20 protein-coding genes are annotated in these 19,396 nt (G+C 72.5%); 3 read left to right on the top strand and 17 right to left on the bottom strand.

The window, feature by feature from the left end; translation table 11 throughout:
* Nucleotides 1–21 precede the first annotated feature (21 nt).
* A complete protein-coding gene (locus CK485_RS06900) occupies nt 22–678 on the bottom strand; it encodes a hypothetical protein (protein WP_109448075.1) in 657 nt (218 codons plus the stop codon).
* Nucleotides 679–1,103: 425 nt separating this feature from the next.
* Here CK485_RS06900 and CK485_RS06895 point away from each other — a divergent pair, with 425 nt between their 5' ends.
* Nucleotides 1,104–1,856 (top strand): class I SAM-dependent methyltransferase, encoded by a 753-nt coding sequence (locus CK485_RS06895; RefSeq protein ID WP_109448510.1) that lies wholly within the window; start codon nt 1,104–1,106, stop codon nt 1,854–1,856.
* A gap of 87 nt (nt 1,857–1,943) precedes the next feature.
* On the opposite strand, the gene CK485_RS06890 is transcribed toward CK485_RS06895, so the two are convergent.
* Nucleotides 1,944–2,345, bottom strand: a complete 402-nt coding sequence (locus tag CK485_RS06890) for a DUF5997 family protein (RefSeq protein ID WP_109448073.1) — start codon at nt 2,343–2,345, stop codon at nt 1,944–1,946.
* Nucleotides 2,346–2,403: 58 nt separating this feature from the next.
* On the opposite strand from CK485_RS06890, the gene CK485_RS06885 reads away from it, so the two are divergent.
* Nucleotides 2,404–3,243 (top strand): LysR family substrate-binding domain-containing protein, encoded by an 840-nt coding sequence (locus tag CK485_RS06885; RefSeq protein WP_109448071.1) that lies wholly within the window; start codon nt 2,404–2,406, stop codon nt 3,241–3,243.
* 56 nt (nt 3,244–3,299) lie between these two features.
* Here the strand turns inward: CK485_RS06885 and bla are convergent, their stop codons facing one another.
* The 7 genes from bla to CK485_RS06850 form a co-directional block, all read right to left on the bottom strand.
* Complete coding sequence (bla, locus tag CK485_RS06880; RefSeq protein ID WP_109448069.1) at nt 3,300–4,241, bottom strand: class A beta-lactamase; 942 nt, start codon at nt 4,239–4,241, stop codon at nt 3,300–3,302.
* 75 nt (nt 4,242–4,316) lie between these two features.
* Nucleotides 4,317–4,964: a S41 family peptidase gene (locus tag CK485_RS06875; protein WP_241968214.1), complete on the bottom strand. Its 648-nt coding sequence runs from the start codon at nt 4,962–4,964 to the stop codon at nt 4,317–4,319.
* 412 nt (nt 4,965–5,376) lie between these two features.
* Nucleotides 5,377–6,207, bottom strand: coding sequence for an SAM-dependent methyltransferase (locus tag CK485_RS06870; RefSeq protein ID WP_109448508.1), 831 nt, complete (start codon nt 6,205–6,207; stop codon nt 5,377–5,379).
* 8 nt (nt 6,208–6,215) lie between these two features.
* Nucleotides 6,216–6,932 (bottom strand): cysteine hydrolase, encoded by a 717-nt coding sequence (locus tag CK485_RS06865; protein ID WP_109448065.1) that lies wholly within the window; start codon nt 6,930–6,932, stop codon nt 6,216–6,218.
* Entirely contained in the window at nt 6,929–8,044 is a 1,116-nt protein-coding gene (locus CK485_RS06860) for an isocitrate/isopropylmalate family dehydrogenase (RefSeq protein WP_109448063.1), read from the bottom strand. The genes CK485_RS06865 and CK485_RS06860 overlap by 4 nt, the downstream gene beginning before the upstream one ends.
* Before the next feature lie 28 nt (nt 8,045–8,072).
* Nucleotides 8,073–8,606: an EF-hand domain-containing protein gene (locus CK485_RS06855; RefSeq protein WP_109448061.1), complete on the bottom strand. Its 534-nt coding sequence runs from the start codon at nt 8,604–8,606 to the stop codon at nt 8,073–8,075.
* Between the two features lie 330 nt (nt 8,607–8,936).
* On the bottom strand, nt 8,937–9,830 hold the full coding sequence (locus CK485_RS06850) for a LysR family transcriptional regulator (RefSeq protein WP_109448059.1): 894 nt from the start codon (nt 9,828–9,830) through the stop codon (nt 8,937–8,939).
* Nucleotides 9,831–9,944: 114 nt separating this feature from the next.
* Here CK485_RS06850 and CK485_RS06845 point away from each other — a divergent pair, with 114 nt between their 5' ends.
* Nucleotides 9,945–11,051, top strand: a complete 1,107-nt coding sequence (locus tag CK485_RS06845) for an alcohol dehydrogenase catalytic domain-containing protein (protein ID WP_199239265.1) — start codon at nt 9,945–9,947, stop codon at nt 11,049–11,051.
* Here the strand turns inward: CK485_RS06845 and CK485_RS06840 are convergent, their stop codons facing one another.
* From CK485_RS06840 to CK485_RS06805, 8 genes are all read right to left on the bottom strand, one after another.
* Complete coding sequence (locus CK485_RS06840) at nt 11,052–11,606, bottom strand: GNAT family N-acetyltransferase (protein WP_109448057.1); 555 nt, start codon at nt 11,604–11,606, stop codon at nt 11,052–11,054.
* A 165-nt stretch (nt 11,607–11,771) separates the two neighbouring features.
* Complete coding sequence (locus tag CK485_RS06835) at nt 11,772–12,956, bottom strand: GDSL-type esterase/lipase family protein (protein WP_109448055.1); 1,185 nt, start codon at nt 12,954–12,956, stop codon at nt 11,772–11,774.
* A gap of 131 nt (nt 12,957–13,087) precedes the next feature.
* Nucleotides 13,088–13,657: a TetR/AcrR family transcriptional regulator gene (locus CK485_RS06830; RefSeq protein ID WP_109448053.1), complete on the bottom strand. Its 570-nt coding sequence runs from the start codon at nt 13,655–13,657 to the stop codon at nt 13,088–13,090.
* Nucleotides 13,658–13,803: 146 nt separating this feature from the next.
* The gene (locus CK485_RS06825) at nt 13,804–15,024 is read right to left on the bottom strand and encodes an MFS transporter (RefSeq protein ID WP_109448051.1); all 1,221 of its coding nucleotides are present in this window, start codon (nt 15,022–15,024) and stop codon (nt 13,804–13,806) included.
* An 86-nt stretch (nt 15,025–15,110) separates the two neighbouring features.
* Nucleotides 15,111–15,617, bottom strand: a complete 507-nt coding sequence (locus CK485_RS06820) for a GNAT family N-acetyltransferase (RefSeq protein WP_109448049.1) — start codon at nt 15,615–15,617, stop codon at nt 15,111–15,113.
* 17 nt (nt 15,618–15,634) lie between these two features.
* Complete coding sequence (locus tag CK485_RS06815; protein WP_241968183.1) at nt 15,635–16,900, bottom strand: type III PLP-dependent enzyme; 1,266 nt, start codon at nt 16,898–16,900, stop codon at nt 15,635–15,637.
* On the bottom strand, nt 16,882–18,192 hold the full coding sequence (locus tag CK485_RS06810) for a DUF6271 family protein (protein WP_109448047.1): 1,311 nt from the start codon (nt 18,190–18,192) through the stop codon (nt 16,882–16,884). Before CK485_RS06810 ends, CK485_RS06815 begins: the two co-directional genes overlap by 19 nt.
* On the bottom strand, nt 18,174–19,238 hold the full coding sequence (locus tag CK485_RS06805) for a phytanoyl-CoA dioxygenase family protein (protein WP_109448045.1): 1,065 nt from the start codon (nt 19,236–19,238) through the stop codon (nt 18,174–18,176). The genes CK485_RS06810 and CK485_RS06805 overlap by 19 nt, the downstream gene beginning before the upstream one ends.
* Nucleotides 19,239–19,396: the final 158 nt, after the last annotated feature.

The raw sequence follows: 19,396 nt of genomic DNA, 5'->3' as shown, positions 1-19,396 counted from the left end.
GTCCGTCACACCACGAGCCGGTTACGACTCGGCGAGCTCGTACAGACCACGGGCCGGCCGGCGCAGGCGCTGGTCGGAGGTGAGGCGCTCCAGGATGTTGCGCACCGAGTTGACGGCGCCGGGGGTGGCCTCCCGGTTGAGCGCGTCGTTGACCTGACGCGCCCGGATCGGCTCGCCCGCCTCGCGCAGCACCTCGATGATGCGGTCGGCGAGACCGCCGTTGGTCCGCGCCGCGTCGGCCTTGGGGGCGGCCGCCGCCTTCTTGCGGGAGGTGCTGGACGCGGGGGCCTTGGCGGCCTTCGTGTCCTTCTTCGCCTTGGCGGCGGTGGACTTGGCGGCCTTGCCGGTGGTCTTCTTCGCCGTGCTCTTGCGCGGGGTGGTCCTCTTCGGCTCAGGAGTGGACTCCTCCTGCGGACGCGGCGCCGGAATGGCCGCCTCGGGCAGCGTGGCGGCCGGAGCCTCGGCGGGGGTCCCGGCGGCCTCGGTACGCGCCGGGGCGGCGGGGGCGTCGGCCAGCGTCTCCAACGCCCGCAGAGCGGACTCGATGGCACGCAGACGGGTGGTGACGGCCTGCAACTCCGCCTCCAACCGGTCCTTCTGGCGTTCCAGTTCGGGGACCTCGGCGCGCAGTCCCCCGATGGTGGTGTCGAGTTCCTTGGTGGGGTGGGTCGTTGCCATGATGTCTTTCCCTGTCTTTCTCTTGCCACTGGTAAGTGGGGTGCAACTGTAAGGGGCACAGGACGTGGAATACCAGGTGGCATCGCTCGGTCGTGTGGTCGGCAAGCGGATTCTCATGCCTGCCCGGACCTGATCGGCGGCCCCGCCACCCACGTCGGTGGCGGTTGCCGCGGGGGCGTCTGTTGCTCTCCGGCCTTACGCTGATGGGGAGTTGGCCTGCCGCCGCCATGGATTCCACTGCGGGACCGTCGGCTGATGACGGTGAAGTCCGTTCCCCTGATCGTGCCGTTGGCCGCATGGGTGTTCGCCTGTCAGGGTGCCGAATGGCAGGATTCTGACGGGGGTGTTGAGTCCCGGGAGGCGGACGCGATCATACCGACGCCGTGTGCGATGGCATCGCGAGGGGGAAGGGAAGGGACCACGACATGGACCGCGGGGCGGACGAGAGCGTTGTGCCGGACCAGGGCTCGGTGCCGGACCAGGACCTGGTGTCGGACCAGGACCTGGTGTCGGACAGAAGGCCCGACTCGGACGAGGGCCCCGACTCGCACGAGGGCCTCGACTCGCACGAGGGCCTCGTGTCATACGTCGGCCGGGGTCTGGTCACCCCCTGCCGGGCACTGGTGCTGGGCTGCGGCACGGGTCGCGACGCCCTCCGCCTGGCATCCCACGGTTTCGAGGTGGACGCGGTCGACCCGTCGGCGACGGCCGTGGCATCGGCGGTGGCGCGCGCACGTGAGGCGGGCGCCGCGGTGCGATTCCACCACGGCGATGCCTTCGCGCTCACCACGGACGTCCTGGCGGGGCCGTACAACCTGGTCCACGACGCGGGCTGCTTCGGCCGGCTGCCGCCGCAGCGGCGCATCGCCTATCGCGCCCTGCGCGAGCGCGTACTGGCGCCGGGCGGACACCTCTTCCTCACCTGCCCGGCGGCGGACGCGATGGCACTGTGGGCCGCGGACAGCGCTGGTGGGATGGCACCGGAGGCCGATGGCGGGGGCGTCGTGGAAGCCGATGGCAGGGGCGCTCCGGACGCGCCTGCGGCCTGCACGGCGGCAACGCTGCGGCTGATCCTCCACGACCTCACGGAGATCGAGCTGCGCCGCGTGCCTGGCGAGGCGACCGACTCCAGCGCTGGTCCGGCCCTGTGGGCGGGTCTGTTCCGGCGTGATGGGTGACCACGTGCCCGTCGAGCCGCGGGGCCCAGGGGGTCACCCACAAGCCCCGGCCGCCGTGCGAACGGCCGAGCACCGTGGGAACGAACGTCAGGACTGGCCGGTGCCGCCGTCGCGCCGGGTGGCCTGCTTCTCCTTCAGGCGGACCGCTTCCTTGCGGACCTCCTCCTGGGTGGCGCGCTCGCGCTTCAGCCACTCGGGCTGCTCGTCCTTCAGCGCCTCGATCTGGTCCGTGGTGAGCGGCTCGGTCACCCCGCCGCGGGCGAGCCCGGAGATGGAGATCCCCAGCTTGGCGGCGACCACCGGGCGGGGGTGCGGGCCGTTGCGCCGCAGCTCGCGCAGCCACTCCGGCGGATCGGCCTGGAGCGCGTTCAGCTCGTCGCGCGAGACCACGCCCTCGCGGAACGCGGCGGGAGTGGCCTCCAGGTACACCCCCAGCTTCTTCGCCGCGGTCGCGGGCTTCATGGTCTGGGGGGTCTTGTGCGACGTCATGGTGTCAAGGATATCGACTGCGTACGGCCCCTTCGACCACGCCCGGTAACCTGTCCTGGTGACGGACTCCGAGACAGCCCCTTCGTTCCGGCTCGGCTACGTGCCGGGTGTCACGCCCGGCAAGTGGGTGCGGATCTGGCAGGAGCGGCTGCCCGACACCCCTCTGGAGCTGGTGGCGGTGACCGCCGTCGAGGCCCCCGACGCGGTGCGGCGCGGTGAGGTCGACGCGGCCCTGCTGCGGGTGCCGTCCGACCGGTCGGGGCTGAGTGTGATCCCCCTCTACACCGAGACCACCGTCGTCGTGGTCCCGAAGGACCACCTCGTGGCCGCGGCCGACGAGGTGACCGCCGAGGACCTGGCCGACGAGGTGGTCTTCCATCCGCTCGACGAGACGCTGGAGTGGGACCGCCGCCCCGGCCGCCCCGCCGTCGAGCGCCCCGCCACCACGGCGGACGCCATCGAACTCGTCGCGGCGGGCGTGGGCGTCCTCGTCGCCCCGCAGTCCCTCGCCCGCCTGCACCACCGCCGCGACCTCACCTTCCGCACGGTGACGGACGCGCCGCAGTCCCGCGTCGGCCTGTCCTGGCCGGAGGCCGAGACCACGGACATGGTGGACGACTTCATCGGCATCGTGCGCGGCAGGACGGCGAACAGCACGCGCGGCCGCCGCGCCGCCGCCCAGCCGGAGACCAAGGGCACCGGCACCGCGGGCGGGACCGCGAAGAAGTCCGGCGACGGAAACAAGACGGGCGCCGCGAGGAGGTCCGGCGACGCGCGGCGCGGGCGGGCCTCCGGGGCGTCGGGCGCCTCCCACGGCAAGACCGGCCGGAGCCGCACCGGAGGGACGAAGGGCGGCACCCAGAGCGGTCGGCGGGGCAAGCCCCGCCGCAGGTCGTAACGCCGCGCTCGACGGCGGAGGCGGAGGCGGAGGCGGCCGCCGGCCACCGCCACGACTCAGCCGATCGCCCCCGCCAGTACCGCCGCCACCTCGGCGATCAGCGGTTCGTCGGCCTGGGCCTTGGGGTCGTGCTTCGTGGACAGCACGGAGAGGACCACCGGTGTCCCGTCCGGAGTCCAGGCGATGCCGACGTCGTTGGCCGTGCCGTAGTCACCGGTGCCGGTCTTGTCGGCGAGACGCCAGTCGCGGGGCAGCCCCGCCCGGAAGCGCTGTCCGCTCGTGGTGTCGGCGAGCATCCATCCGGTCAGCAGATTCCGGTGCGCACGGGAGAGCACGCCGCCCAGCACGAGTCGGGCGTAGGTCCGCGCGACGGCCACCGGGCTGGTGGTGTCCGTGACGCGCCACGGCTCGGCCGAGTTGAGCGCGGGCTCCCATCGGTCCAGCCGCGTCGTACGGTCCCCGATCGAGCGGCAGAAGCGCGTCACGGCCTGTGGCGAACCGAGTTGACGCACGATCAGGTTGGACGCGGCGTTGTCGCTGTACTCGATCGCGGCGGCGCACAACTGCGCGACCGTCATGCCGTGTGCGAGGTGATCCGGGGTTCCGGTCACGGGCGCGTATCCCGAATCCGTGGTGTCCTTCACCGTGTAGGTGATGCGCTCGGCCAGGAAGTCGCCGTGCACGTCCAGGTCCTTGAGCAGGGCGGCGACCGAGATCACCTTGTGCGCCGAGCAGATGGGGAACAACTCGCGGGCGCGGTATGCCACGGTCCTGCCCGTGGCCGTGTTGCGCGCGAACACGCCTAGGCGGGCGGAGTGTCGCGCTTCGAGGTCGAGCAGCCGCGCCTCGACAGCGTTGTCGGAACGGCGAACGCCTCCATGGGAAGCGGCGTTGCGGCGCCGGGCGTCGGCGGCGTGCGCCGAGGCGCCCGGCCACGTGGCCAGGGCGGCGCCCGCCCCGAGGGCGAGCAGGGTGCGGCGGCTGGGGCGGTCCGGCATGGGCGGTCCTCCATGGCTCGGTGAACGGGCGTCAGCGCGCCCACTGATCGCCTCCGACCATGCCAGAGAACGCGGTCAGCCGTCACACCGGCGGTGTATCCAGGTCAGCGCCGCTCTGACAGCCGCGCGCGGATCGCTGTCGCCGACCGTTTCATCGACGGCGAGTGGTCCGACGATCAAACGGCCGGTGCGGTCGGCGTAGTGGGCCGAGGTGATGTGCAGGCGGGTGCCGTCGCGCAGGACGCGAGTGAGGTTGCCCGTGGTGAAGTCCGCTGTCGGCGTGCCGAGGAAGCGGACGACGGGCTCCCCTCGGCAGGCCACAGCCACCGCCTCCCCGGCGCTCGCCGTACCCTTCGACGTGAGCACCGCGAGCGGCACGTCGCGGGGGCCGCCCGTGCTGCTGAGGGAGCGGGCCATGCGTGTGCTGTCAAGGAGGACCCTGCCGTGCTCCAGCGCCCACACTTCGCTGCCGCCGTCGGCACGGACGAAGCGGCCCACCGGCCCTTCGTCAAGCAGGGGCGCGACCACTGCCAGCATGGGCCACATGTTCCCGCCCCCGTTGGACCGCAGGTCGAGGATCCATCCCACGGGACGGGCCGACGCCAAGCCGTCGAGGAGTTCGCCACCCGTGGCCGTGTAACGCCGCGCCAGGCGCCGCCCGCCCGGCAGCCCTGGGAGCCGGACGTAGCCCACCGACCGCACGACGCGCCCGGTGGGCAGCATCGGCTGGGCGGCGGCCCCCGTCCCTCGGACGCCCTCGCCTCCGGCGCGGCCTGTTCGGCCGCCGCCGCCTCCCGGGCCGGACCGCGTGCCGCGGGGAGGCGTCAGCCGGCTGTGCCGTCCGCCCGCACGCGACAGGACTTCCGCGAGGAACGCGTGCGTGTCCGCGTAGTTTCGTGCCCGGGACAGGACGGCCTCGGCGTCCCGCCGCACGGCCGCCCAGTCCACCGCGTCACTGAACAGCGCTGATTCCCGGACCAGTTCGAGGGCGCCCGTCAGATAGGCACGTACACGGCGCGGCGGCGTGCTCGTGCCCATCGTGCCCCCCACGTGTCCGGCGGCCGGTCCCAGCGGCCCCTGCCGGGACGGTACGCCGTGACACCCCGCCGCCACCACACCGCGCCCGCGTCCCCCCTCACGGTTTGCGGGCGAACACCCAGCGGTTGGCGGCCAGGGCGTCGTCGCGTTGGGGGCGGGGGCCGCGGCCGTGGCGGCGGGTGAAGTCGTAGGGCGTGCAGACCGCGGTGATCCACCCCCGGGCCGCCAGGTCGGCGGCGGAGTCCGGACGGGGCTCGCCGTCGAAGAGCGCGAGGAGATCCACCCCGATCTGCCGCCTGGTCTCCGTGTAGACCGGGCTCTCGCGGACCTGCGGCCGTTCGACGCCGAGTTTCACCTCGAACGCCAGCGAACTGCCCGGAGCGCTCAAGTCGTCCACACAGGCCATGAGTTGGCGCTCCGATGCGCTTGGCAGGTAGAGCAGCAGGCCCTCCGCCAGCCATGCGGTGGGTGCCGACGCGTCGAATCCGGCGTGCGCCAGCGCCGAGGCCCAGTCGGCCCGCAGATCGGCCCCGATCGGTGTGCGCACCGCCTTCGCCGTGGCGCCCAGGCCGTCGAGGACACCGTGCTTGAAGGCCAGCACCTCCGGTGTGTCGATCTCGAAGACCGCGCACCCGTCAGGCCAGTCGAGCCGGAACGCCCGCGCGTCGAGCCCCGCCCCGAGCAGGACCACCTGTTGAACGCCGTCATGCGCCGTCGCCAGGAGGAAGTCGTCCAGCGCCCGGGTGCGCAGGGCGAAATAGCGTCCGAGCCGGCCCCACAACGGATCGGCCTCCCCGTCCGCCACTTGCTCGGGCCTGACCGGCCAGTGCGTGGAGGCGCGGGCGGCGCGTACGAAGTGCTCCGCGAACTCGTCCCGCGCCAGGGCGTCGTGGCGGTGGGTCTCGATGGCCCGGGCGGCCGCCACCATCAGGGCGGTCAGTCCGACGCCCTTCTCGACGCCCCCGTCTCGCCGGTCCCCGTGCTCCGGCGCCGTCGTGTGCTCGCGGTGCTCTCCGGCGTCGCGGTGTGCCGTGCCGACCACATGTCCTCCCCGGGTGCGGGTCCCGACCACGATTCCGGCCGGTCGTGCGTCGTGACGTGGGCGCCGTAGACGAGGCGCACGAAGCGCAGGATCTCCTCGTCCGGCAGGTGCAGGCTCGCGGTGCAGTCCGTCAGCACCGTGACGTGGTAGCCCTTCTGGAACGCCGTGCGCGCGGTGGAGTCCACGCAGACGTCGGTGTAGAGGCCGGCGAACACCAGCCGTTCGGCGCCGAGTCGGGCGAGATACGACTCGAAGCCGTCGCCCAGGAACGCGTCGAAGCAGGCGCGCTTGGTGAAGACCCGCTCGCCGGGCGCGGGCGCCACCTGGTGGAACTCGGCGCCCCAGGAGCCGTCGAGGCACTTGGGCCGCTTGCCCAGCGCGCGGTCCCGCTGCCGCCAACTCGCGCCCTGGTACGCCACGTCGCCCAGGAACCGCACGAAGACGACCTCGGTGCCGTGGCGCCGTGCCACGTCGACCGCACGCACGACGTTCGCCGTCACGGTGGCGAGGCGCGCCGGGTCACCGCGGTAGCGGGAACCGGCGACCGGGCCCACGCAGAAGTCGTTCTGCACATCGACGACGACCAGCGCGGTCCCGGTCGCCGCCCTCATGATCCGGCGACCAGGGCGGCTCCCGGGCCCTCGGCCGGGCGACCGCCGTACGGCGCGGCCGAGGCGTCGTCACAGGGCTCCAGCACGTCGAGGAGCGCGTCGACCACGGCGGTGGTGGAGTGGTCCCCGCCGAGGTCCGGTGTGAGGACGCCCCGCTCGGCGGTGCGCCGGATCGCGCGTTCCGTCGCGGCCACCGCGCCCGCGCACCCCGCGTGCCGCTCCGCGATCGCCGCCGCGGCCCGCACGGTCGCCAGCGGGTTGACCGTGTCCCTGCCCTCGATGTCGTCCGCCGAACCGTGCACCGTCTGGTACTCGACCAGTCCGGCGACGTCCGGGTGGAGATGCACGTTCTCCGTGTAGCGGTTCTCCTGGCGTTCCGAGCCGAAGCGGTCCAACAGCACGACGTGCATGATGTCGGCCCACTCGTTCCCGGCGATGACGACGGTGCGCGGGCGCGGCCCGGAGGCGATGAGGTTGCGGTTGACCGTGTCAGGCTGGAAGAGCGCGATGTCGACGCCGTGCCGCGCGCTGGCCCTGGCCACCCACTCGTCGAGGGCGCCGTCCAGAAGGTGGAACTTGTAGGCCATGACGACCTGGCCGATCCCCTCGCGCGGCCACTGCTGCCGGGCCCGCCGCAGGGCGAACGCGATCACCTCGTCGGTGATCTCCTCGCTGAAGGCCATGGTGCGGGTGACCAGGCCGGGGGAGTGCTGGTTCTCACCGGTGTAGAAGCCCTGTGCCTCGTCCCGGACCAGCAGGAGCGAGGTCTCCCCCGCGATGATGGGATCGACCTTCACCGCGCGCAGGCGCTGGCGGACCAGGTAGAGCGACTGGGCGTTGATCGCGGTGCGGAAGACGGCCGTGGTGCCCCGGCGGGCCAGCGTGCGGCAGAATTCCTCGTAATGCCGCGCGTCCTCCTGGGTGAGTTCGCGGATCCGGCCGATTCCCCCCACGGATTTGAGCGACACGTACGAATGATAGGTCCGCGGGGAACGCTCGATGGCGATGTCGGTCGCATGGGCACGGGCGAGGGCGCCCAGTACCCGCTCGAATACGGCGGCGACCTCCGATCCCGTTCCCCGGCCGACAGCAAGGCCGATGACCGGCTTCACCGTTCTCCTTCCTCGTCGGTCTCCGGAGTCAGGCCGCTTTCGTCCCCACGAGATGGTCGCCGGGAATTCCGGATTTGTCGGGGCTGTAGTAGTCCTTGATCCCGACCACCCAGGTCGTCACCTTGACGCGGTCGTCCTCGGTGGGTTCGAAGGCGTCGAAGAGGGTGTCGACGTTGGCGCGTTCGAAGCCGATCGCCTCCATGAGCGCCATGAACGCCGGCCGTTCGATCAGCCCGTCGCCGTCCGGGTCGCCGAGGGCGGCCAGTGATTCGGCGAAGTCGCCGACCGTCGGGTCGAAGCGCTCAGGCGACAGCACGCAGGCGGAGTACTCCTCGAAGGTGAGCCTGCCGTCGTTGTCGACGTCCAGTTCGGCGGACAGGGTCGCCCAGTACCGGCGGAACGCCGCCACCATCGCGTCCTTCGCGGCCTCGTCCGAATCGGGCGCGGCGTCGATCACCCGGCTCGCCATGAGGTCGAAGTCATCGGATTCCAGGACTCCGTTTCCGTCGGCGTCGAGGAGGTCGAAGACGAGCTTGACCCGCTTGGTCGCCTCAGTGCGCATGAACCCATCACCGTTCTCTCGATCTGGAATTCGCTGGTCTCACTGGATTTCGCGGGAAGGGAGGGGCGGGGAGTTTCCGGTGAACGTGGACTGATCTCGCTTTCCGGTCCGCATTCCCGGACCCGGGCGGCTTCTCCACTATCGAGGCGACTTCGGGTGCGGCGCGGGAAAAAGCGGGCCGTTCACCTGAACGAGGGGAGGCGACGGGACAAACCCGCACAGATCAGCGAGAGGTGTGGCCGTCGCCGACGCGCCGGGCAAGCCGACGGGGCGCCGACGAATGCGAGGGGGACGGTGATCCGGGTCGGCCGACCGCTCCGGCGGCGCGTGTCAGACGGCTGAGGTGATCGCCCGGGTGACGGCCGTGATCGCCGGCGTCGGGCGACCGGGCAGGCGCGCCACGAGAACGCGGCGGATCTCGGGTGGCGCGCCTTCGACGTGTACCAGGCTCACCCCGGGCGGCAGCACCGGCGAGAGCCGGGACGGCACCGTCGTCACCCCGAAGCCGCCCGCGACCAGTTGCAGCTTCGTCAGCCAGTCGCGTGCGCGGTGGACGACGCGTGGGCGTCCTGGCAGGCCGGGCCACACGCCGAGCAGGGGCTCGGCGCTCGATGAAGGGGTGGCGATCCACGCGGCGTCGACCAGCTCGTCGACGTGCACCGTGGTGCGGCCCGCGAACCTGCCCGTCGACGGCGTCGCCAGGACCAGTTCGGTGTCCACGACGGTCTCGACGTGCAGACGCGGCGACTCGCCGTCCAGGGGCCGGTGGGGTGGGCGGGACGTCAGCACGGCGAGGTCGATCGACCCCGCCCGCAGCGCCCGGATCAGGGCGGGCGTGGTGCCCTCGGTCGTGGTGACCGCGATCCGCGGATCGGTCGACGCGAGACGGGAGAGCGCGGCGGGCAGGATGACGGCGCCCGCGCTCAGGAACAGCCCCAGCCGCACCGGTACGGTCCCCGACGCGGTGCCGGTGAGGTCGGACTCGGCCGCCGCAAGGCAGTCCAGGATGGTGCGGGCGTGGCGCAGCAGGGTCAGACCCGCGGGGGTGAGCCGTACCCCGTCGGCGCGGCGGTCGAACAAGGTGGTGCCCGCGCTCCGTTCGAGGGAGGCGGCCTGCCGGGAGACCGCCGACTGGGTGTAGCCGAGCCTGGTGGCCGCCGCGGTGAAGCTGCCGGATTCCGCGATCTGCTGGAGGACCCGCAGACCCGCACTGGAGATGTCCATGCGTCATACGCATACCACAGATGCCAGATCGTCGCTTCCCGCATGGCGGCGGGGCTCCTAGTGTCGGTGCCGAAGGACCCGACGACGAACACGGACGACCCTGGAGGTCACCGCATGCGAGCAGCAGTCCTGACGCGGTTCGGCGCCCCGCTCACGGTGCGGGAGACACCCGACCCCGAGGCCGCGGGCGGTGAGGTGGTCGTCGAGGTACTGGCCACCTGCGTCCCTCCGTACGCGGCCGAGGTCTTCAGCGGCGAACGCGACTACCCCCTGGTGCCTCCCGTCGTGCCCGGGGTCGGCGGCGTGGGGCGGATCGTGCACGTCGGCCCCGATGCCACCCGGCTGCGCGCAGGGGACCTGGTGTGGTGCGACTGCACGGTGCGTTCGCGGGACGACGCCCTCACACCGGACATCACACTCCAGGGCTGGAGCTCCCGCGGGGAAGGCGGCGCACGGCTGGCCCGGCACCTGCACGACGGGCCGTTCGCCGAACTCATGCGGGTCCCGACGGAGAACGTCCATCCCCTGCCGGCCGCGGCGGAGGACGACCCGGCGCGCTGGTCGGCGCTCGGTGTGCACACCATCCCTTACGGCGGGCTGCTGGCGGGCGGGCTGGCGGCCGGAGAGACGCTGCTGGTCAGCGGCGCCACCGGAAACCTCGGCAGCAGCGCGGTCGCTGTGGCCCTCGCGATGGGGGCGGGCCGCGTGGTCGCGCCGGGCCGCAACCGGGCGGCGCTCGGACTTCTCGCCGACCGGTTCGGTCCCCGGGTGCGCCCGGTGGCGCTGAGCGGGGACGAGGACGCGGACCGGGCGGCGATGGCAGCGGCGGCCGAAGGGCCGATCGACATGGTGATCGATCTGCTTCCGCCGAGCGCGCCCGCCTCCGTGGCGCGGGTGGCGGCCATGACCGTGCGCGAGTACGGACGTGTCGTCCTCATGGGCGGCGTCGGCATGCTCGGCGGCGAGGCCCTCGCGCTCCCCTACCCGTGGATCATGCGCAACTCGGTGACCGTGCGCGGCCAGTGGATGTTCCCGCGCGCCGCCAACGTCGGCATGATCCGGCTCATCACCTCGGGCGCGCTGGACCTCGCCCCCGAACACGTCCGGTCCTTCGGTCTCGACGCCGTCAACGACGCCGTGGCGTACGCCGCGTCGCACGGCGGCCCGTTCGAACGCACCGTCCTCGTCCCGGCGGCGACGGTCGCGCTCCCGAGCAGGTGATCACGACTGCCGTGAGCGCGGTGCGGTGCGGTGCGAGCCCGTGACCGGTCCGGGGGTGTCCGCGTCGACGTGGAACGAGATCCAGACGTCGGGCGGGAGGCCGGGCCGGCCCGGCACCGCCCTGCGCTCCTCGCTCCACGCGCTGCCGCACAGGTCGGTGGCGACCCGGCGCCAGAACGCCACCGCGCCCGCGTTGACATCCTGGAACGCCACTTCCCACGAACCGGGATGCCGGGTGACCACCTGCCGCACCGCCCGCAGTCCGACGCCCGACCTGCGGGCGCCGCGCACGACGAAGAAGCTGTTGAGCACCCTCGTCGGTCCGTCCAGGGCCCGTACGAACGCAAGGCCCGCCGGGCGGTCGTCGCTCAGCAGCAGGTACGGCGCCCAGCCCGGATCGGTGAAGGCCGCGTCGAGCCGCTCCTGCCGGAAGAGCCCGTCGGCACCGGGTAGCGCGCCGTCGAACTCCGACATGTCGTGCCGGAACATCAGCCACAGCCGTTCGACCACGGTGCGGTCGTCGGCTGTCGCGTGGCGCACGCAGACATCGGGCATGGAGCCTCCTTCGAGGTCGCTGACCGGGCCGCCGAGCGACGCGCAGGTGATGCGCGTCGCTCGGGCCCGAGGTCGCCGGAAACGGCGAAAGCCTCCCCGGCCGGACCGAAGTCCCGCCGGGGAGGCTCGTTGGATTGCCTGAACCCTGGCAGGCGGGGCGGGAGTTCACCGTGTCGGGGCGAAGGGCCCCTCGCCGTGGAAGGCGAGTGCCGCGAAGCGCTCGCCCATGCGGCGGTGGGTCGCGGCGTCCGGGTGGAGCGCGTCGGGCAGCGGCGACTCGGCGGCGTCGGCCGCTCCGTACAGCTCGCGGCCGTCCAGGTAATGGAGCGCGGGGTCGTCCGCCGACCGCTGCGCCACGATGCGCGCCAGTTCGTCGCGGATCACGTTGAGCGTCAGCTTGCCTGCCGCGCGCTCGGCGGGATCGCCCATCGCCATGAACCGCGGCCGGCTCGTGCCGAAGGTCTCCGGGTCCGGGGCGGAGGGGCCCGGGGTGTCCTCGTGGATGGGGCACAGGATGGGGGAGACGACCAGCAGCGGTGTGGTGGGATGCCCCTCGCGGATGGTGTCGAGGAAGCCGTGGACGGCAGGGGTGAAGGCGCGCAGCCGCATCAGGTCGGCGTTGACCACGTTGATGCCGAGCTTCAGGCTGATGAAGTCGGCGGGAGTGTCGCGCAGAGTGCGGGCGGTGAACGGGTCGAGCAGGGCGCTGCCGCCCAGACCCAGGTTGATCAGCTCCACGCCGCCGAGACGCGCGGCGAGCGCGGGCCAGGTGGTGGTGGGGCTCTCGGCGTCCGAGCCGTGGCTGATCGAACTGCCGTGGTGCAGCCAGACGTGGCGGCCCGAGTCGGGCGCGGGCCGCACCGGGGCGTCGGTGCGCAACGCGACGAGTTCGGCGGTCTCGTTGTGCGGCAGCCAGATCTCCACGTCCTTCTCGCGGTCCGGCAGTCCGGTGAAGCTCAACGTGCCGATGCGGCCGGGACGTTGGTCCATGGTGCCCGCGGCCATGTCGATGGTCAGCACGTTGCCGTCGGCGACGCTCGCCCGCGCGGTCGGCTCGCCGTCGACCAGCAGTTCGTAGAGGCCGTCGGGGCGAGGCGGCACGCCCACGTAGGCGCGCTTGGTGGCCAGGACGTCGAGTTCGACGGTGGTGGCCGACGTGCGGAAGACGAGCCGGACACCTGAGGGCTGGCTCTCCGCCATGGCCAGTTGCGGATCGGTGTACTGCGCCCGGGCCCAGGCGGGCAGGCGGTGCGGCAGCACGCCGCGCTCGGTGCGTTCCAGGTCGAGGGCGCCGCGCACCATGGCGGCGGTGAGGGGGGTGGTGACGCGGGCGTGCCCGGCGGTGTGCATGGGAAGTCCCAGGTGGTCGGTCGGGAGGAGTGAAGCGAGAAGGTCGGGAGGAGCGAAGCGAGAAGCCGGAAGGCGCGCGCGGGAGGCGTCGGTGTGCGTCCGCGGTCGTGACGGCGGCGGCTCGAACGGCCTCAGAGGGCGGGCCAGTTGCGCAGCGTGGCGTCGAGGGCATCGATGATCCGCGGCCAGGTCTCCCGCGGGTCCGGCGCGCTGTGGCTGAAGCTGCCGGACAGCTCCAGGCTGACGTAGCCGTGGAAGACGCTGCCCAGCAGGCGGACCGCGTGGGTCTGGTCGGGTTCGGCCAGGTCGTAGCCGCGCAGGATGGCGCGGGACATCTGCGCGTGTCGCGCGCCCGCGCCGGCGGCCGCCGTCTCGGGGTCGAGCGGCATCCGCATCGCGGCGTAGCGGCCGGGATGCTCGCGGGCGTAGTCGCGGTAGACGCCGGCGAAGGCGGCGAGCGCGTCCTTGCCCGCTCGCCCGGCCAGCGCGTCGGCCGCCCGGTCGGCGAGTTCCGCCAGGGCGAGCAGGGCGATCCTGGTCCTGAGGTCCTGCGAGTTCCTCAGGTGGGAGTACAGACTCGCGACCTTGACGTCGAAGCGCCTGGCCAGCGCGGAGACGGTCACCTGGTCGAAGCCGACCTCGTCGGCCAGCTCCGCTCCCGCGAGGGTCAGGCGCTCGGTGGTGAGTCCGGCGCGGGGCATGGTCCTCCTCCCGTTCGATGGCATCACCGATTATGCAGCTGCCTAAGAGCTTTAGGCAAGCGCCTACGAAGAGAAGGGAGGCGTGAGGGGGCGACGGCAGGCGGGGTCCCCCGTTCGCTTTCGCGACGACCGGGCCCGCCCGTCGCTCACACGTCGACCGGCGCGGGCTCCCCACTGACGGGTTCGGCCGACCGGGTCCACCGGATCTGCGTGGCGCACAACGAGACGATGCCCGCCGAGACCGCCACCGCGCCCAGCCCCCACACCAGGCCGCAGGCGTTCGCGACGAAACCGATGACCGGAGGGCCGCCCAGCAGCCCCGTCGTCCCCATGGCCGCGACCAGCGTCAGCACGCCGGAGCCCTGTCCGGCCGCCGCGACGTAGACGCACGGGGTGACCGCGGCGATGCCGAGCCCCACGCAGGCGAATCCGGCCAGCGCAGGCACCACGCCGCCGCTCAGCAGCGCGAGCGCCAGCCCCACGCCCGCCAGCGCGCTGCCCAGGCGGACGATCGGCCCGTCGCCCCAGCGGTCGCGCCAGCCGTCCGCGAAGAGCCGGGCCACGACCATCATGCAGGAGACGACCGCGATGCCCATGGGCGCCAGTTCCGCCGACGCCTTCGCGACGTCCTTCATGTAGAGCGCGGACCAGTCGTTCATCGCGCCCTCGGTGACGGTGCCGAACGCCATCGCGCAGCACATCCACAGCGTCATCCGCGACGGCAGGGACCAACCGGCCCGCCGCCGTGCTCCGTCGGCGGGCGCCGCCTCGGACTCCTCGGCGCTGCCGGGCTTCGCCTCGTCCCGCGTCAGCAGGCCGGAGCGGGCGTACCCGGCGAGTGCCAGCAGCAGGACGGTGGCCACCCCGAAGTGCACGGCGACCGTGGACGTCACGGCGTTCATGCCGGAGGCCAGCAGCGCGGCGAACAGCGACCCACCGCTGAACGTGGCATGGAGCTTCGCCATCGCGTTGCGGCCGTGACGGACCTCCAGCGCCGCGCCCTGGGCGTTCATGGCCACGTTCAGGCATCCCACCAGCACCCCGTCGCAGGCCATCACCACCAGCGCGACCGGGTAGTCGGGCGCGGCGGCCAGTACGAGCAGCAGCAGGGCCAGGCACACCGCCGAGCCCAGGGCGAGACGCCGCGATCCCAGCCGCTTCATCAGCGCGGCGACCAGCGGGAACGAAGCCGCCGCGCCCACGCCCGTCGCCATCAGCAGCAGACCCACCTCGGCGGTGGTCAGGCCCAGGTGCGCCTTGATGGACGGCAGCCGCGACGCCCAGGTCGCGTACTGGAAGCCCAGTGAGCAGAACAACGCGGCGATGGCCAACTGCCCCTTGCGGAACGGGTCGTGCGGGCGCCACATGCGGGTCAACCCCTCTCTCGTCGGGCCGCCGCTCGCGCCGCCGACCCCTGTGCCGACGACGCGTGTGCCGGCGCCTCCCGTGCCGCTCACCCTCCTGCTCCCGCCGTGACCTCGACCCGCACCGGCCGCGACATGTACCGCGCCCCGGGCCCGTAGCCGTCCGGAGGCACCACGCCGGGGTGCTCCGTGAAGCCCTGGGAGGCCCAGAAGGGCGCGCTGCCGCCGACGGCCACGAGGGAGACCGAGGCGAACCCGTGTGATCGCGCGCTCGCGAACAGAGCGCTCAAAAGCGTCTTCGCCAGACCCGAGCCGCGCAGGTCCTCGGCGACGACGAGGTCGTGCAGATGGAGGTTGCCGGTGCGGAACTCCACGCTCTCGGCGCGTGTCAGGTCGGGATACCGGAACATCGGGTACGGCAGCGCCAGCAGGTATCCGGCGAGGCGTTCTGCGAGGTCCAGCACGAAGCAGGTGGCGGGCGAGGCACGGACCCTGGATTCCAGCGCGGCCCGGCCCTCCGACAGGCCGAGCGGGGTGTACGCGGCGGACTCCAGGGCGACGATGGCGTCCCAGTCGTCGCCGCGTACGTGCCTCACCCGTGGTGTCTGCGTGGTCAACGCGGTCCTCCCGCACAGGCGGTGACGTCGTCGATGCGCTCCGGCAGGCGCGGCGGCGGCACGCGGTCGGGCGGCAGGCAGACGTGCGGGAGCGGGCTGAAGCCGTTGAACCCGCGGGTCATGTAGCTCGTCGCGTAGGCGCCGCTCGCGAGGATCCACACCGGATCTCCCGAGGCGACCGCCCTGGGCACCCGCACCAGGCCGTGGTCGTGCGCGTAGGCGTCGTCGCTGTCGCAGGTCGGCCCGGCCACCACGGCGGGCACGAGGTCGGCGCCGGAGTGCGTGGGGAACACCAGACGGTACTGGAGTTGGTCCATCTCATACAGGCCGTTGAACTTGCCGCAGCTCAGGTAGAGCCAGTGCGCGCGTCCCCCGTCCTGCCGCTCGCGTGAGGTCAGGCGCAGGACGTGGGCCCTGATGGCGCCGTGGTCGGCGACGAGGTGGCGGCCGGGCTCGATGAGGAACGCCAGGCGGCGGCCCGCCACCCGCGTCAGCCGCCGCATGCCCTGGCGGACGGCGGCGAGGATCTCGTCCAGCGGCGGTTCCAGCGGGGTTCCCCACGCGTCCAGGTAGCCGGCGGCGGGCAGCCCGCCGCCGAGATTGATGTGATCGAGGAACACGCCTCGCCGGTCGAGGGCGGTCAGGACATCGGCGAGCCGGTCGCAGGCATCGTCCCACGCCTCGGCGGTCATCTGCTGCGATCCCACGTGGACGGAGAGCCCGGCGGGCGTCAGGCCCAGGTCGCGGGCCCGCTCCAGGACGCGCACGGCGTCGCCGGCGGAGCAGCCGAACTTGTGGCTCAGCCCCCACAGGGCGCCCTTGCCGTCCGTGGCGAGCCGGCAGAAGACCCGGGCGCCGGGGGCGTGCGCCGCGATGGCCTCGACGTCCTCCATGCTGTCGGTGGCGAAGTCGCGCACGCCCAGCCGGTAGGCGTGCGCGATGTCGCGGTCGGACTTGATGGTGTTGCCATAGTGCACGCGCTCGACCGGCACCCCGGTGCGCAGCGCGTGGGCGATCTCCTGCGGGCTGGCCGCGTCGGCGCCCGAGCCCCGGCGTGCCAGGCAGGTGAGCACCTCGTCCACGGGGCACGCCTTCATCGCGAACCGCACCGACACACCGGGCAGTTCGCGTACCAGGTTCGCGTAGGCGGCCTCGATGCCCGCGAGGTCGTAGACCAGGCGGTCCGCGGGGGCGTCCGCCAGCGCGCGGCGCAGCCGGGTGCCGTGAGGGGGCGTGGTGCTCGTCACCGGCGGTGTGCGCACGGGTCCACCTTCCTGCTCGCGTCCACCAGCGACGCCCACGCCTCCAGCAGGAGGGCGAAGTCCTCGGTGTCCTGACGGGCCTCGCGCAGCAGCCGTTCCCGGTCGGCGGCGACGTGTTCGGCGAACGCCGCGTACTTGCCGCCGAGTTTGCGGTACGCCGCTTCGAGCACGTCCAGCCGGTGGGTGTTGCCGGCCTGGTCGAGACCGGTGCTCTCCCGCACGAAGCCGGCGACGACCTGCGCACGCACCTCGCCGCCCTCGTCGAGCAGCGCGGAACCGGCCTCGGCCATGCGGTCGTAGACGAAGTCGAGGTACAGCATCGACAGCAGGAACTTCACGTACCGGGTCTGGTACGCGCTGAAGCCCGCCCCGGTCCTGCGCTCGGGTGTGTAGTAGTTGACGATGTCGCGGTTGTGCAGGACGCCGGGGAGCGTGGCGTCGTGGACGACGTGGATGAGGAAGTAGTCGCTGCCGATGGTGTCGGTCGCCGGCGGCAGCGGTATGCGTTCCTGCACGCGGTGGAAGGCGATGTTGCACATGTCGACCCGCATCGGGTCGACCAGCCCGAGGACCGTGTGGTCCGCCGTGAACACCACGTCGCCCGCACCGCGGAACGACTCCTCGACCAGCTCCCGCTTCCGCTGTTCGGGCCAGTCGAGCGGGGCCCACAGGCTCACCACGTCGTGGTAGACCTCCGGGTCGAGGCGCTGGATCTCCCCGATGTCGACGGACAGTTCGCCCACGAACGAGCCGCCCACCATGGCGACGGGCTTGCCGGCGTGGGCCGTCTCCAGCACGTTGTCCGAGACCAGCGGCGCCACGTCGGACGCGCGGCGCCCCAGGGCCGTCAGCTCCGGGTGGACGGGGAACACCGGTGAGCCGTCGGCGACCTGGTAGCGGCTGTCGGAGTCCCTGCGGTGCACCGACTCGCACCCCAGCGCGGCGGCCAGCAGGAACGCCCGGTTGGTGCAGGCGCCGTAGGAAAGCCGGTCGGGCAGCATGAGGTCGAGCACCAGATCGGGCTTGGCCACGCCCGCCTCGTCGATCACCCGGCGCAGGAAGTCCCGCTGGTCCGCCTCCCCGAAGTGGTGGGCGACGACGCCGGGCACCGCGGGCAGGTCACGCACCGCGCGGGCGTGCTCGGCGAACACCTGCCCCTCACTGGAGTCCAGTACCAGCAAGTGCACCTCGACGTCGAAGTGGCGCACCGCGTACGCGGCCTCCTCGCCCAGCGCCGCGATGGTTGGCGCGCACGCCCTGTTCGTGGGCAGGGTCAGACAGATTCGGCGCATACCCGCTCCCCGCTCACCGCGTCGCTCTCCTGCCCCCAGGACTCCAGCCCGAGCAGCCGGGCGCCCAGGTCGTTCAGGCGGGCGGTGCCGTACCTGAGGGACTCGTGCTTCCTGGCGTCGCCCAGCAGCGTCCGGTTCCAGTCCGGGGTGCTCAGGTGGCGCCAGGAGTCGACGCGGGAGTCCCGCAGCGTCCGGTGGGATTCCAGCGCGGGCATCATGGACAGGTACTGCACGGCCCGCACACCGTCGCGCGAGGTGTTGCGGGCCACGCCGTGGGCCAGCAGCCCGTTCCAGATCAGCAGGTCGCCCGCCTTCAACTGCGGCCGGACCACGGGCATTTCGTCACGGTCGAACGCGGGCCGGATCGGGTCGCGGTCGTCCGGCTGGAGCGCGCGCCACCGCTCGAACCTGCGGAACAGCTCCGGTGCGCACTGGAAACCGCCGTGGTCCTCCTCGGTGTCGCTCAGGGCGATGATGCCCTGCACGCGCTGCGGCAGGACACCGAGGGTGGTGTCGACGTCCCAGTGCAGCTCGATGTCGAAGCCCTTGTCCGTGGCCTCGATCAGCGCGCGGTCGCGGTTCTTGACGTTGGGCGGGTTGAGGTTGAGCCGGTCGAGGGTCACCCACAGCTCCTCGCAGTCCCACACGTCCACGAAGGCGTCGTACACCCGGCGCGTCTGGCGGCTGTCCCACAGCAGCTGGTGGTGGTACGCCTCGACGAAGCCGTAGACGTACAGGTCCCGGTCGAGGTCGGAACGGAAGGTGCGCTCCTCGTACCAGGTCTCGGGGCGCCGAGGGTCCAGGCCCTGGAAGTCCCACGCGAATTCCAGCAGGCGTTGCGCGGCGGCGGTGGGAATCGCCTGTTTGACGACCACGTAGCCGTAGGTCTGCCAGAAGGCGAAGTCCTCCTCGGACAGCACCCGCAGTTCCCGCCGCTTGCGCAGGTCACGCAACTGCGTCTGCGCCAGGTAGGTTTCGCCGTCCGAGCTGAAGTAGGGGACGTCCGAGGCGGCCCGATACAAGTAGCTGCTGTCAAGCGCCCGCATGCAATCGCTCCTCGAAAGATGTCCGGCCGGGGGACGCGCCCCTCCCGCGCCGGGCACACGAGGCCGGGCAACGGCCTGTTGGCGCGGGGGAGTGGACGCGCACCACCGGTGGACGTCGTGAACAGTCGTGACAGGGTCGGAATGGCTCGTGCGAGCAC

Source organism: Streptomyces sp. ICBB 8177 (genome assembly GCF_003144095.1).
Taxonomy (GTDB): domain Bacteria; phylum Actinomycetota; class Actinomycetes; order Streptomycetales; family Streptomycetaceae; genus Streptantibioticus_D.
Note: the sequence above shows the minus strand (reverse complement) of the source record. Positions and strands in the feature narration are given on the sequence as shown.